The 13536-nt window shown below is 73.0% G+C and carries 10 protein-coding genes; 4 read left to right on the forward strand and 6 right to left on the reverse strand.

From position 1 onward, the window contains the following. Positions 1–168: 168 nt before the first annotated feature. From AB0D46_RS10085 to AB0D46_RS10095, 3 genes are all read right to left on the reverse strand, one after another. A complete protein-coding gene (locus tag AB0D46_RS10085; protein WP_362876817.1) occupies positions 169–2604 on the reverse strand; it encodes an FtsX-like permease family protein in 2436 nt (811 codons plus the stop codon). Next, positions 2604–3506: an ABC transporter ATP-binding protein gene (locus AB0D46_RS10090; protein ID WP_362876818.1), complete on the reverse strand. Its 903-nt coding sequence runs from the start codon at positions 3504–3506 to the stop codon at positions 2604–2606. The genes AB0D46_RS10085 and AB0D46_RS10090 overlap by 1 nt, the downstream gene beginning before the upstream one ends. 284 nt (positions 3507–3790) lie before the next feature. Continuing rightward, on the reverse strand, positions 3791–4933 hold the full coding sequence (locus tag AB0D46_RS10095) for a PP2C family protein-serine/threonine phosphatase (protein WP_362876819.1): 1143 nt from the start codon (positions 4931–4933) through the stop codon (positions 3791–3793). A 116-nt stretch (positions 4934–5049) separates the two neighbouring features. Between AB0D46_RS10095 and AB0D46_RS10100 the strand changes: the two genes are divergently transcribed. Continuing rightward, the gene (locus tag AB0D46_RS10100; protein ID WP_362876820.1) at positions 5050–6285 is read left to right on the forward strand and encodes a GNAT family N-acetyltransferase; all 1236 of its coding nucleotides are present in this window, start codon (positions 5050–5052) and stop codon (positions 6283–6285) included. 65 nt (positions 6286–6350) lie between these two features. Here AB0D46_RS10100 and AB0D46_RS10105 read toward each other — a convergent pair whose 3' ends face one another. Together AB0D46_RS10105 and AB0D46_RS10110 are read right to left on the reverse strand one after the other, a co-directional pair. Beyond that, entirely contained in the window at positions 6351–7157 is an 807-nt protein-coding gene (locus AB0D46_RS10105; protein ID WP_362876821.1) for a DNA-formamidopyrimidine glycosylase family protein, read from the reverse strand. Positions 7158–7288: 131 nt separating this feature from the next. Continuing rightward, a complete protein-coding gene (locus tag AB0D46_RS10110) occupies positions 7289–7777 on the reverse strand; it encodes a ribose-5-phosphate isomerase (RefSeq protein WP_362876822.1) in 489 nt (162 codons plus the stop codon). 220 nt (positions 7778–7997) lie between these two features. Between AB0D46_RS10110 and AB0D46_RS10115 the strand changes: the two genes are divergently transcribed. Further along, a complete protein-coding gene (locus AB0D46_RS10115) occupies positions 7998–9434 on the forward strand; it encodes an amino acid permease (protein ID WP_362876823.1) in 1437 nt (478 codons plus the stop codon). 88 nt (positions 9435–9522) lie between these two features. On the opposite strand, the gene AB0D46_RS10120 is transcribed toward AB0D46_RS10115, so the two are convergent. After that, entirely contained in the window at positions 9523–10107 is a 585-nt protein-coding gene (locus tag AB0D46_RS10120) for a biotin transporter BioY (RefSeq protein WP_362876824.1), read from the reverse strand. 305 nt (positions 10108–10412) lie between these two features. On the opposite strand from AB0D46_RS10120, the gene AB0D46_RS10125 reads away from it, so the two are divergent. Beyond that, positions 10413–11813: an amino acid permease gene (locus AB0D46_RS10125; protein WP_362876825.1), complete on the forward strand. Its 1401-nt coding sequence runs from the start codon at positions 10413–10415 to the stop codon at positions 11811–11813. Between the two features lie 218 nt (positions 11814–12031). Continuing rightward, positions 12032–13441 carry an amino acid permease gene (locus tag AB0D46_RS10130; protein WP_362876826.1) on the forward strand — a complete coding sequence of 470 codons (1410 nt, stop codon included), beginning with the start codon at positions 12032–12034 and terminating at the stop codon, positions 13439–13441. The last annotated feature ends 95 nt before the right edge of the window (positions 13442–13536 follow it).

The raw sequence follows: 13536 nt of genomic DNA on the forward strand, positions 1-13536 counted from the left end.
GGGGGCGGGCCAATTCGGCGGGATTGGCCGGTGGGCGGGGCGGGGGCCGGCCCGGTCCACGTGACGGCCCGCCGCGGTGACGCGGTGGTGCGGGACGGGAACCGGGGCGGTGTCCGAAGGTGGGCGGGACGGCTGCCCCGGGGGCGGTGCGGGACGATCGGCGGCCGGTCAGGGGCCGGGGTGGCGCAGGGCGTTGCGGGCCGGGAGGGTGGTGGCGGCCAGGCCCAGGGCGAGGGCCGCGGCCACGAAGGAGCCGTAGAGCAGCGGCGGGATGTGCGGCGGGGCGCCGGTGAGGGCCCGGGTCATGGGGAACAGGGTGGCGAAGGCGATCGCGGAACCGAGGGTGACGCCGGTGCCGGTGATGAGCAGGGCCTCCCAGCGGATCATGCGGAGCACCTGGCGGCGGGTGGAGCCGACCATGCGCAGCATCCGCAGTTCGCGGCGGCGGTCCAGGACGGTCATGACCAGGGTGTTGACGGCGGCGACGGCCGCGAAGCCGCCGAGGACGGACGCCATGGTGGTGTTGGCCCAGGCGTTGACCTGCCGGTCGGTGTCCTGCGCGGTGGTCCAGCCGCGCCGGTCGGTGACGGGGCCGAGTTCCGCGAGGGCGGGCGAGTCGCCGCGTACGAGGAGTTCGGTGGGGGCCGGGGAGGTCAGGTGCCCGGCCAGGTCGGCGGCGGGCAGGGTGACTTCGGCGAAGCCGAGCCCTCGGGTGTAGAGGGCGACGATCTCGGGTGCGGCCTCGGTGCCGTCGGGCAGCCGCAGGCTGAGCCGGTCGCCGAGGCCGGCGTGCGCGGAGCCGGCGAGGTTGCGGTCGACGGCGACGGTGCCGGGGCGCAGGGCGTCGAGGTCGCCCTCGCGGACGTCGAGGTCCTGGACGCGGGCGAGGGCCGCGCCGGGTCCGGTGACGGCCTGGGCGGACGCGCCCTGGAGCCAGTGGTCGGAACCGGAGCCGAGTTCGGCGATGACGGACGTACGGGTGACGGGTACGGCGGCGGTGACGCCGGCGGGCAGTGGTCGGGAGGCGACGTCGGCGGGCGGGTCGGTGACGACGCGGTCGGCGAGCAGGCCGCTGGTCTGCTGTTCGCGGGTGGCCCGGTCCTCACTGGTGTGCAGGAACACCAGGGTCGAGGAGAAGGCCATGGCGAGCACGATCGGGGTGATCGCGGAGGTGAGGCGGCGGGCGTGGGCCCGGGAGTTGGCGGCGGCGAGTGAGGCGGACGCGTCGCCGAGGCGCAGCGGGAACCCGAGGACGGTGGCGCAGGCGCGGGCGATGAGGGGGCCGAGCAGGGCGACGGCCAGCATGAAGAGCATGACGACGCCGAGGGCGGCGTTGGCGGCGTCCGCCCCGCTGCCACTGGCGGCGAGGCCGCCGCAGGCGACGCCGCCGGCGAGGGCGAGGACGCCGAGCGGCGTACGGATCCACCCGGAGCGGACGCGTTCGACCGCGGCGGCGGCGAGGGCCCGGCCGGGGCGGATCCGGGCGGGTTTGCGGGCGGCGGCCCAGCCGGAGACCAGGGCGGTGAGCAGGCCGATGCCGGCGGCCCCGGCGAGGGGGATCCAGGAGACGGACAGTTCGACGGCGTCGGGCACGGCCCCCTTGGTCTGTAGCGCGCCGAACCACCAGGAGGCGAGGGCGTAGCCGGGCAGGCAGCCGAGTACGCCGGCCACGGGGGCCACGAGGAGGGCCTCGGTGGCGACGGTGCGGCGGATCTGGCGCGGGGTGGCCCCGACGGCGCGCAGCAGGGCGAACTCGCGGGAGCGCTGCCCGACGGAGAGGGCGACGGTCCCGGCGGCGGTGAAGACGGCGACGAGGGTGGCGGTGCCGCCGAACGAGCCGCCGAGTGCGGTCAGGAGTTCCTTGGCCCCGGCGAGCCGCCGGTCGACGGCGCGGTCCGCGCCGGTGAGCACCTCGGCCCGCCCGGCGACGGCGTCCCGGGCGGACGCGGCGAGCCGCTGGTCGAGGACGGCCCCTGCGGCGTCCGGCGACGCGGGCAGGAGGGCGATGGCGTCCAGGGTGTTCGGGTGGCCGGAGAGGGTGCGGGCTTCGGGGTCGGAGAAGCGGGCGCCGGGGGCGGCGGTGCGTCCCACCACGCGGAACGCGCGGGTGCCGACGGGGGTTTCCAGGGTCACCTGGTCCGGGCCGGTCGCGGCGCCGCCGAGGACGACCTCGCCCGCGCCGGGCGCGCGGCCCGCGCTGAGCCGCGTACCGGTGAAGGCGGTGGCGCCCCAGCCGGAGGCCTCGTGGCGGACGCCCGCGGCGTCGCGGACGGGGAACACCACGTCCGGCACCGCTCGGCCGAGGGGGGCCAGGGCGTCGAGGAGGGCGGCGTCGACCCGGGCGCGTTCGGGGACCGGCGCCGAGACCTCGTAGGCGCCCTCGCCGCTGCCGACCCGCAGGTGGGTCTCCTGGTCGGCGGCGATCACGACGGGCACGGCGGCGTAGCGGGTCGGCGGGAGGCTCGCGCGCAGGCCGCTCTCCAGCAGGATGCCGCAGGCGGAGACGATGGCGACGGTCAGGAACAGGGCGACGAAGGTGCCGGCGAAGGCGGCCGGACGGAACCGGACCGCCGCGCGGGCGAGTCCGTTGGGGCGCATCGGCATCAGAGCGCCGCGTCCGCGTACGCCGGGACGGGGCGGGCCGTGAGGGCGGCCATCCGGGCGGCGACGGCGGCGGCGGAGCCGCGCGGCAGCCGGTCCACGATGAGGCCGTCGGCGAGGAAGAGCACCTGGTCGGCGTGGGAGGCGGCCACCGGGTCGTGGGTGACCATGACGACGGTGGCGCCGAGGGAGTCCACGGCGTCGCGCAGCAGGGCGAGGACCTCGGCGGCGGTGGTGGTGTCGAGGGCGCCGGTGGGCTCGTCGGCGAAGATGACGTCGGGGTGGGTGACCAGCGCCCGGGCGAGGGCGACGCGCTGCTGCTGGCCGCCGGAGAGTTCGGCGGGGCGGCGGCGGCCCTTGCCCTCCAGGCCGACCCGTTCGAGCAGGTCGGCGACCCGCTGCGCGCCGCGGGAGGCGGCGCGGCCGCCGGCGAGGCGCATCGGGAGCAGCACGTTCTGCTCGACGGTGAGGGAGGGCAGCAGGTTGAAGGCCTGGAAGACGAAGCCGAGGCGGCCGCGGCGCAGTTCGGTGAGTTCGTTCTCGTTCATGCCGGTGATCTCGGTGCCGCCGAGGCGGACGGAGCCCTCGGTGGGCAGGTCGAGTCCGGCGGCGCACTGCAGGAAGGTGGACTTGCCGGAGCCGGAGGGGCCCATCACGGCGGTGAAGCTGCCGCGGGGCAGGCTGAGGTCGATGCCGCGCAGGGCGTGGACGGTGGCGGCGCCGCGCCCGTACCGGCGTCGGACGCCGCGCAGTTCGACGGCGCAGGCGGTGGTGGGGTCGGTGGGGCCGGGGTCGGTGGGGCCGGGGCCCTTGTACGCGCGAGCCGTCCGCGTCGTCCGCGTCGTCTCCGCCACCGGGCCCCGCGAGGTCTCCTGGTCGCGCCGCTTGCTCCGCCGGAGCCCCATGGTGTGCCGCCTTCCGTGCCGTCGTACGCCGTGTCCGTCGCGGCGTGCCGTGCCCTGCCGGGGTGATGTCCTCGACGCTACGGAGCGGCGTGCGACGGGGACATGACGGAGGCCGGTCGGTCGGGGGTGGGGTAAACCCCACCGGGCGGGTGGGGGCGGGTGGGTCGGCGGGCCGACCGGACGGACCGACGGACCCGACGGACCCGACGGACCCGACGGACCGGCATGAGGATCAGCCGGCCGCGCGAAGGGAGCCGAGCCCGCCGATCAGGCCGACCGCCCGGTCAGGCCGACCGGCGGATCAGGAGCAGCGCGCGGTCGTCGTTGACGTCCTTGGCGACCTTCTCGATCAGGTGCCAGGCGGCGCCGTCCCAGCCGGCGGCGACGTAGCGGTCGGCTTCGCCGGTGAGGCGGTCCATGCCCTCGCTGATCTCGCGCTCGGCGGTCTCGACGAGACCGTCGGTGAAGAGCATGAGGACGTCGCCGCGCCGCAGGTTGCCGCGGGCGGGTTCGAACTCGGCCCCGTCGTAGACGCCGAGGAGCGGTCCCTCGCCGGAGACCTCCTGCCAGCGGCCGGTGCCGGCGGAGAGTTGGAGGGCGGGGAGGTGGCCGGCGGAGAGGAGTTCGTAGTCGCCGGTCTCCAGGTCGAGGACGAGGTGGATGGAGGTGGCGAAGCCCTCGTCCCAGTCCTGGCGCAGGAGGTAGCCGTTGGCGGCGGGCAGGAAGCCGTGCGGGGGCAGCGCGCCGAGGAGGCCGCCGAAGGCACCGGACAGGAGCAGGGCGCGGGAGCCGGCTTCCATGCCCTTGCCGGAGACGTCGGTGAGGACGATCTCCAGGGTCCGGCCCCCGTTGGTGCGGGCGGCGACGACGAAGTCGCCGGAGAAGGACTGCCCGCCGGCCGGTCGCAGGGCCATCTCCTGGTGCCAGCCGCGGGGCAGGGCGGGCAGTTTGCTCTGCACGCGGATGCGTTCGCGCAGGTCGAAGAGCATGGTGCCGCCGCGTCTCCAGGGCACGCCGACGCGGCTGCGGAACTGGGCGATGACCAGTCCGAAGAAGCCGCAGGCGGCCACGACGAGGACGGTGCCGGGGGTGACCCGGGCCGGGCCCTGGGTGTAGGGGCCGAGGACGAGTGCCTCGACGATGAGGGCGGCGGCGGAGGCGGCGTACAGGGCGAGCAGGCTCGCGGGGCGCAGCAGCAGGCCGCCGGCCACGATGGGCAGGACGAGGGCGGAGGGTGAGAACCAGACCGGCATCATGAGCGTGCCGCAGGCGATCGCGGGAATGGTCAGGAGCAGGCCGCCGAAGGCGAGCCAGTCGGAGGCGTCGCCGCGGAAGTAGTCGACGGCGGATTTGCGCAGGGCGGTGCGGGCCCGGTGCGACAGCATGCGCGCCCGGGCCGTGAGGGTCTCCACGCGTGCTCCGGCCATTGTTCGGGACCTTATCCATCCTGGCTGTGTGTGCGCAGGGGTACCCCCGGACGACCGGTCCGTTCCGGGAGAAATTCGCTTCGTACGGAGCGGAAGGCCCTGGTAGGCATGGGCTTATGGCACTGGTCACGCAAGTATTGCAATCCGATGAGTGGGATGTCTGGTACGACCATCTGGAACTGGCGTTCGGAGGTGTGGCCGAGCCGCCGGAGGAGCGGGAGCTGTACCGCTCGTTGACGGAGCCGGAGCGTTCGCTGGGGGTCTGGGACGGCGGGACGTGCGTCGGCTCGGCCGGCGCGTTCAGTTTCCGGCTGTCGGTGCCGGGCGGTGCGCTGGTTCCGGCGGCCGGGGTCACGATGGTCGGGGTGGCTCCGACGCACCGTCGGCGCGGGGTGCTGACCTCGTTGATGCGCCGCCAGTTGGACGACGTCCGGGCGGGCGGTGAGCCGATCGCGGTGTTGACGGCCTCGGAGCCGGAGATCTACGGGCGGTTCGGCTACGGGACGGCCGCGTACGCCCTGTCCGTGGACATCGACACGACCCGCGCGCGGTTGATCGCGCCGCCGGGGGCGGACGCGGTGCGGTTGCGGCTGGTGGACCCGGAGAAGGCGCTGGCCGACTGCGAGCGGGTCTACGCGGCGCTGGTCCCGACCCGGCCGGGGATGACGGCGCGCCGGCCGGGCTGGGAGCGGCAGGGGCTGCTGGACCCGCCGGGGCGGCGGGAGGGCGCGTCGCCGCTCAAGTGCGTGGTGGCCGAGGGCACGGACGGCGAGGTCGTCGGGTACGCGCGCTACCGGGTCACGCCGGACTGGGAGCCGACGGGTTCGGAGGGCAAGGTCCACGTCGGCGAGGTGAACGCGTTGGACCCGGTGGCGTACGCGGCGCTGTGGCGCTACCTGTTCGAGATCGACCTGACTTGGCACGTACGGGCGTTCGGGCGGCCGATGGACGATCCCCTGCTGCACCTGGTCAGTGACGTCCGCCGGACCCGGGCGTGGCAGCGCGACGCGCTGCACCTGCGGCTTGTGGAGCTGGGCGCGGCGTTGGAGGCGCGGACGTACGGGGCTGCAATGGACGTGGTCCTGGAGGTCGAGGACGCGTTCTGCCCGTGGAACACGGGCCGGTGGCGGCTGACGGCCGCCGCCGGGGGCGCCGCGCGCTGCGCTCGGACCGAGGACGCGGCGGAGCTGGCACTGTCGGTGCGGGAGCTGGGCTCGGCCTACCTGGGCGGGGTGACGCTGAACGCGTTGGCGGCGGCGGGCCGGGTGCGCGAGCTGCGTCCGGGCGCGCTGCGGGAGGCCTCGCGGGCCTTCGCCGGGGACGTGGCGCCCTGGCTGCCCCACCAGTTCTAGGGCGTCGCGGGTCAGGCGAGACTTTCACAACACGCCCTGGACGACGCCGGCCGCCCGTGGGGGGTTCAGCGGGTCTGGCAGGTCGGGCACCAGAAGAGGTTGCGGGCGGCGAGGTCGGCGGTGCGGATCTCGCCCCCGCAGATGTGGCAGGGCAGGTTCGCCCTGCGGTAGACGTACACCTCGCCGCCGTGGTCGTCGACCCTGGGAGGGCGGCCCATGGCCTCGGGGAGGTGCTCGTCGCGGACGGTGTCGATGCGGTTGTGGCGCACGCCCTCGCGCATCAGGTCGACGAGGTCGGTCCACATCGCGTCCCATTCGGCGCGGGTGAGGTCCTTGCCGAGCCGGTACGGGTCGATGCCGTGCCGGAAGAGGACTTCGGCGCGGTAGACGTTGCCGACTCCGGCGACGACCTTCTGGTCCATGAGGAGGGCGGCGACGGTGGTGCGGGAGCGCGAGATCCGGGCCCAGGCACGGCCGGGGTCGTCGGCCGGGCGCAGCGGGTCGGGGCCGAGCCGGTCGTGTATCGCCTTCTTCTCGCCCTCGGCGAGCAGCGCGCAGGCGGTGGGGCCGCGCAGGTCGGCGTGGTGCTCGTCGTTCAGCAGGCGCAGTCGGACGGTGTCGCCGGCCGGCGGGGCGGGGGCGGGACCGAAGCGGAGTTTGCCGAAGAGGCCGAGGTGGATGTGGATCCAGGCGTCGCCGAGTTCGAGGAAGAGGTGCTTGCCGTGCGCCTCGGCGCTCTCCAGGGTGCGGCCGTCGAGCAGGGCGGCGCTTTCGGCGAAGCGGCCCTGGGGGCTGCTGACCCGGACGGGTCGGGCGGCGAACCGCTCGGTGTGGTCCTGGGCGAGGCGGTGGATCGTATGCCCTTCGGGCACGGCTGTTCTCCTCGGCGTGAACACGTCGACACGCGACCGGCAAGCGACCGGGCGTGAGTCGACACGTGACCGGCGCGTGGACATGACCGTGCCGCCGGACTCCGGTCCGGCGGCAACGGGCGGGGCGGGTCCTACTGGTCCTGCGGGTGGTGGGCCGGGATCGGGGGCAGCTCGCCCGTCTGCTCGTACGCGGTGAGCATGTCGATGCGGCGGGTGTGGCGCTCGGCGTCGGAGTACGGGGTCTTCAGGAAGGCGTCGATGAAGCTGATCACCTCGTCCTGGGTGTGCATGCGGCCGCCTACGGAGATGACGTTGGCGTTGTTGTGCTCCCGGCCCAGCTCGGCGGTCTGGACGCTCCAGGCCAGGATGGCGCGGATGCCCTTCACCTTGTTCGCGGCGATCTGCTCTCCGTTGCCGGAGCCGCCGATGACGATGCCGAGGCTGTCGGCGTCCGCGGCGGTCTTCGCGGCGGCGCGCAGGCAGAACGGCGGGTAGTCGTCGACTTCGTCGTAGATGTGGGGCCCGCAGTCGACGGGCTCGTGGCCGTTGTTCTTGAGCCAGTCCACCAGGGTGTTCTTGAGCTCAAAACCGGCATGGTCGGATCCGAGGTACACGCGCATGGGTCGAGTGTGGCATGCGGGCGGTCGAAGGCCGGTGGAGGGGTGTCGCGTAGGTCACTCCGGAAGCTCAAATAATCCACAACAACGCAGATGGGACGCGGCGGGACGAAGGTCCGGGACTTCCTGCCCCAGGCAACGATACGGAATAGGGTCTTCCGTCCCGACGGCGTGTCGGGTTTGAATGCCGGGGCTCGAAACCCGAGAACCTAAGGATCCGTCCATGAGCTCCACGACGACCCTTCAGAAGGCAGGCGACCCCTCCGGCAACCCCGGTGACGGCCAGCCCTCCGACGGACTGAAGGCCGGTCTCAAGAACCGCCACCTTTCCATGATCGCCATCGGCGGCGTCATCGGCGCCGGCCTGTTCGTAGGCTCCGGCGGCGGCATCGCCAAGGCCGGCCCCGCCATCCTCGTGTCGTACTTCCTCGTCGGCGCGATGGTCGTCTTCGTGATGCGGATGCTCGGCGAGATGGCCGCGGCCAGCCCGAACTCGGGCTCCTTCTCCGCGTACGCCGACCGCGCGCTCGGCCGCTGGGCCGGCTTCTCCATCGGCTGGCTGTACTGGTTCTTCTGGGTCGTCGTGCTGGCCGTCGAGGCCACCGCCGGCGCCGTCATCCTCGAAGGCTGGGTCCCGGCCGTCCCGCAGTGGGCCTGGGCGCTGATCGTGATGGTCGTGCTGACGATCACGAACCTCGGCTCGGTCGCCTCGTACGGCGAGTTCGAGTTCTGGTTCGCCGGGATCAAGGTCGTCGCCATCGGCGCGTTCGTGGTCATCGGCATGCTCGCCGTCTTCGGCGTGCTGCCCGGCTCCGACAACCCCGGCGCGGGCTTCGCCCACCTGACCGACACCGGCGGGTTCGCACCGAACGGCTGGGGCGCCATCCTCACCGGTGTGCTGATGGTCGTCTTCTCCTTCATGGGCAGCGAGATCGTCACCCTGGCGGCGGGCGAGTCCGAGGACCCGCGCCGCGCGGTCACCAAGGCCACCAACTCGGTGATCTGGCGCATCGGCATCTTCTACCTGGGTTCGATCTTCGTCGTCCTCACCCTGCTGCCGTGGAACGACAAGTCGATCACCGAGAAGGGCTCGTACGTCGCCGCCCTGGACTCGATCGGCATCGCGCACGCCGGTCAGATCATGAACGTGATCGTCCTGACGGCCGTGCTGTCCTGCCTGAACTCGGGCCTCTACACCGCCTCGCGCATGGCGTTCTCGCTCGGTGAGCGCGGCGACGCGCCGAAGGCGTTCGCCAAGGTCAACAAGCGGGGCGTGCCGGTGGCCGCGATCCTGGGCTCCGTGGTCTTCGGCTTCGCCGCCGTCTACTTCAACTACGCCTTCAAGGACACGGTCTTCAACTTCCTGCTGAACTCCTCCGGTGCGATCGCGCTCTTCGTGTGGCTGGTGATCTGCTTCACCCAGCTGCGGATGCGCGGGATCCTGATGCGCGAGGCGCCGGAGAAGGTCACCGTCAAGATGTGGCTCTTCCCCTACCTGACGTGGGCGACCGCCGCGATGATCAGCTTCGTGCTGGTCTACATGCTCTTCGACGACGACAACCGCCAGGTCGTGGTGCTGTCGCTGGTGGTGGCGGGCGTGGTCGTCGCGATCGGCGCGATCCGCGACGCCCTCCGCCGCAAGGCCGTCACGGCCGCGTAGTACGGACCGAAAACGGACCGCACGCACGCAACAGCCCCGGACCGCGCTCGCGGTCCGGGGCTGTTTCGCGCGGGTGCGGCGCGGGGGTTCAGCCCCGGTGGCCCAGCAGCTTCCAGGCGGTCGGCAGGACGCCCATGGCCAGCGCGGCCTTGAGGGCGTCGCCGATCAGGAACGGGACCAGGCCGGTCGCGACGGCCGTACCGAGCGACATCCCGGTGACGCCCATCAGGTACGGCACGCCCACCGCGTAGACCACGGCCGAGCCCAGCACCATCGCCCCGGCCGTGCGGAGCACCGAGCGGTCGGCGCCGCGCCGCGCGAGCGCGCCCACGACGGTGGCGGCGAGCAGCATGCCGAGCACGTAGCCGAAGGTGGCGCCGCCAGCGCCGGAGTCACCGTTCGCGAACCACGGAACCCCGGCCATGCCGACCAGCGTGTACAGCGCGAGGGAGAGGAAGCCGCGGCCCGCGCCGAGGGCGGTGCCCACCAGCAGGGCGGCGAAGGTCTGGCCGGTGATCGGCGCGGCCAGTCCGTCGACCTTGACGGCCATCTGGGCGGCGACGCCGGTGAGCGCGGCTCCGCCGACGACCAGCGCGACGTCGCGGACGCGGCTCGCGGGCAGCAGGTCGGCGAGGACGGCGCCGGGCCGGAAGGAAACGGAAGCAGTGCTCATCGTGGGGCTCCGCGAGGTGGTGATCGATCGGGACACCGTGACGTTAGTCCGCGACCGGCCGCCGCCCCACCGTCGTCCGGCACAAAGCCGTACTGCCCGGTTTCGTGGGGAGTGGACAAAGGTCCCGACCCACGCCCGAGTTGAAGTGATCCGCATCACGGGCGACATTCACCGCCACGCCCTTTTTGCTCCGACGGGTGCCTTCCGGCCAGACTGTAGGTTCCCGCCAATCCCCTGTGCAGCCACCGCCAATCCCCCGTGCAGCCCCCAGCGCCGCTCGGCCGACCGAGAGTGCGAGCATCCTCATGCGCGACCGCCTGCCCGACCCGCCCCTCACCGAGGACGGGTTCCAGGAACCCCTGAGCCACAGCCTCAAGCAGCGCCACCTGACCATGCTGGGCCTCGGCGGCGTGATCGGCGCCGGGCTCTTCGTCGGCTCCGGCGCCGGCATCGGCATCGCCGGCCCGGCGATCATCCTGTCGTACCTCCTCGCGGGCGTGCTCGCGATGCTGGTGATGCGGATGCTCGGCGAGATGTCCGCCGCGATGCCCGCGTCCGGTTCCTTCTCCGTCTACGCGCAGAAGGCACTGGGGCGCTGGGCCGGATTCTCGGCGGGCTGGCTGTACTGGTTCCTGCTGGTCGTGGTGCTCGCCGTGGAGGCGACCGGCGCCGCGAAGATCGCGAACGGCTGGCTGCCCTCGGTCGACCAGTGGGTGTGGGTGCTGGTCTTCATGGTGGTGTTCACGGTCTGCAACCTGGCGGCCGTGCGGAAATTCGGTGAGTTCGAGTTCTGGTTCGCCGCCCTCAAGGTCGGCGCGATCGTGCTGTTCCTGATCCTCGGCACGCTCGCGATCTTCGGGGTGCTGCCGGACACCGATCCGGTGGGCATGGCCAACCTGACCGGCCACGGCGGCTTCTTCCCCGCCGGGATGGGCGGGGTCGTCGCCGGCATGCTCGCGGTGGTCTTCGCCTTCGGCGGTCTGGAAGTCGTCACCATCGCCGCCGCCGAGTCCGACGACCCGGCCCGGTCGGTGGCCCGCGCCGTGCGCAGCGCCGTGTGGCGCATCCTCTTCTTCTACGTCGGCTCGATGCTGGTCATCGTCACCCTGTTGCCCTGGGACTCGCTGGAGCCCGGGCAGAGCCCGTACGTGGCCGTGCTCGACTCGATCGGCATTCCGGCCGCCGGTCAGATCATGAACATCGTGGTGTTCGTGGCACTGTTGTCGGCGCTCAACGCCAACCTCTACGGCTCCTCCCGCATGGTGTTCTCGCTCGCCGAGCGCGGTGAGGCCCCGCGATCGCTGCTGAAGGTGTCCCCCGGCGGCGTGCCGCGCCGGGCCGTGTTCGCGTCGGTGGCCTTCGGCTTCGTGTCGGTGGTGCTGAACCTGCTGTGGCCGGACACGGTGTTCCTCTACATGCTCAACGCGGTCGGCGCGGTGCTGCTGTTCGTGTGGGCGCTGATCGCGGTCTCGCAGCTGAAGCTGCGCGGCATGCTGGAACGGGAGATGCCGGAACGGCTGACGCTGCGGATGTGGCTGTTCCCGTACCTGACGTGGGCGGCGCTGATCGGGATGGCTGCGGTGCTGGTCCTGATGCTGCTCGACGACTCGGCCCGGCCCCAGCTGCTGTGGTCCTCGGGCGCTGCGGCGGCGGTGCTGCTGGTGGCGTGGCTGCGGGAGGTCCGGGCGCGCCGGGCCGCCGCCTGATCCCCGTCCGCGAAGGACCCCCGCGCCCCGTCGGCGCGGGGGTCCTCGCGCGTGCGGGAGGCGCGGATGGGGCCCGGCGCACGGCCGGGTGAGCGTGCGGCCGCGATCACGGCCCGTGAGCCAGCTGTCCGGATACCGGACAGAAAACGTCCGCTGAACGGACGCTCGGCACACTGAAGGCATCGTTCGACCCCCGCACACCGGACAGGCACACCCCCATGAGCCACAGCAGCACCCTGACGCCCCCCGCGCCCCCGCAGGACGACACCGGGTCCCCCCTCGGCAACGGCCTCAAGCAGCGCCACCTCTCGATGATCGCCCTCGGCGGAGTCATCGGCGCCGGTCTCTTCGTCGGTTCCGGCGCCGGCATCGCGGCCGCGGGACCCTCGATCGTCCTCGCGTACGCCGCGTCCGGGCTGCTCGTGATGTTCGTGATGCGGATGCTCGGCGAGATGTCCGCCGCCAACCCGGCCTCCGGCTCCTTCTCGGTGCACGCCGACCGGGCGATCGGCCCCTGGGCCGGTTTCACCGCGGGCTGGATGTTCTGGACCCTGCTGTGCGTGGGCGTGGCCATCGAGGCGATCGGCGCGGCGCACATCATGACGGGCTGGTTCCCCGGGACCCCGTCGTGGATGTGGGTGCTGGTCTTCATGGCGGTGTTCTGCGGCAGCAACCTGGCCGCGGTCTCCCACTTCGGCGAGTTCGAGTTCTGGTTCGCCGCCCTCAAGATCGGCGCCATCGGGCTCTTCCTGGGCCTGGGCGTGCTGGCCGTCCTCGGCCTGCTGCCCGGCACCGCCTCCCCCGGCTCGGCGAACCTGCTGCACGACGGCGGCTTCCTGCCCAACGGCCTCGACGGCCTGCTGGTCGGCCTGCTCGCCTCGGTCGTCGCGTACGGCGGTCTGGAGACGGTGACCATCGCCGCCGCCGAGTCCGACGACCCGATCAAGGGCGTCGCCAGGGCCGTGCGGACCACCATGTGGCGGATCGCGATCGTCTACGTCGGCTCGATGCTGGTCATCGTCACCCTGCTGCCGTGGAACGACCCGGCCGTCACCGGGACCGGTCCGTACGCGGCGACCCTGGACCACCTGGGCATCCCGGCCGCCGGTCAGATCATGAACGTGGTCATCCTGATCGCGCTGCTGTCCGCGATGAACGCCAACATCTACGGCTCCTCCCGGATGGCGTACTCCCTGGTCTCCCGCGGCCAGGGCCCCCGGGCGCTCGGCAAGGTCACCGGCCGGGTCCCGCGCCGCGCGGTGCTGGCCTCCTCCGGCTTCGGCTTCGTCACCGTCCTGCTCTCGTACTGGTACCCGGACACCCTGTTCGCCTGGCTGCTGAACATGGTCGGCGGCGTCATCCTCGTCGTCTGGGGCTTCATCGCCGTCTCGCAGTTCGTGCTGCGCCGCCGCACCGAGCGCGAGGCCCCCGAGAAGCTCGTCGTGAGGATGTGGGGCTTCCCGTACCTGACCTGGGTGGCGCTGGCCGGGGTCGCCGGGGTGCTGGTGCTGATGGCCTGGGACGAGGACACCCGGGTGCAGGTGCTCTTCACCGGCGGGCTGACGGTGGCCCTCGCCGTGACGGGTTACGTGATGCAGCGCCGCGCGGCAGCCCGCGCCGGAGCCTGACCGGGAGCACGCGGGAACGGGGTAACACCCCCCGAGGAACGGCACGTCGGAGGCCGGGTTCATGCGACCGCATGGGCCCGGCCTCGGGCGTTCCG

The organism is Streptomyces sp. NPDC048383 (assembly GCF_040651775.1).
Classification (GTDB): domain Bacteria; phylum Actinomycetota; class Actinomycetes; order Streptomycetales; family Streptomycetaceae; genus Streptomyces.

Bases quoted from the DNA above. Each gene is read 5' to 3' on its own strand.
- AB0D46_RS10085 (WP_362876817.1), bottom strand. From the start codon at position 2,604: ATGCCGATGCGCCCCAACGGACTCGCCCGCGCGGCGGTCCGGTTCCGT.
- AB0D46_RS10090 (WP_362876818.1), bottom strand. From the start codon at position 3,506: ATGGGGCTCCGGCGGAGCAAGCGGCGCGACCAGGAGACCTCGCGGGGC.
- AB0D46_RS10095 (WP_362876819.1), bottom strand. From the start codon at position 4,933: ATGGCCGGAGCACGCGTGGAGACCCTCACGGCCCGGGCGCGCATGCTG.
- AB0D46_RS10100 (WP_362876820.1), top strand. From the start codon at position 5,050: ATGGCACTGGTCACGCAAGTATTGCAATCCGATGAGTGGGATGTCTGG.
- AB0D46_RS10110 (WP_362876822.1), bottom strand. From the start codon at position 7,777: ATGCGCGTGTACCTCGGATCCGACCATGCCGGTTTTGAGCTCAAGAAC.
- AB0D46_RS10115 (WP_362876823.1), top strand. From the start codon at position 7,998: ATGAGCTCCACGACGACCCTTCAGAAGGCAGGCGACCCCTCCGGCAAC.
- AB0D46_RS10120 (WP_362876824.1), bottom strand. From the start codon at position 10,107: ATGAGCACTGCTTCCGTTTCCTTCCGGCCCGGCGCCGTCCTCGCCGAC.
- AB0D46_RS10125 (WP_362876825.1), top strand. From the start codon at position 10,413: ATGCGCGACCGCCTGCCCGACCCGCCCCTCACCGAGGACGGGTTCCAG.
- AB0D46_RS10130 (WP_362876826.1), top strand. From the start codon at position 12,032: ATGAGCCACAGCAGCACCCTGACGCCCCCCGCGCCCCCGCAGGACGAC.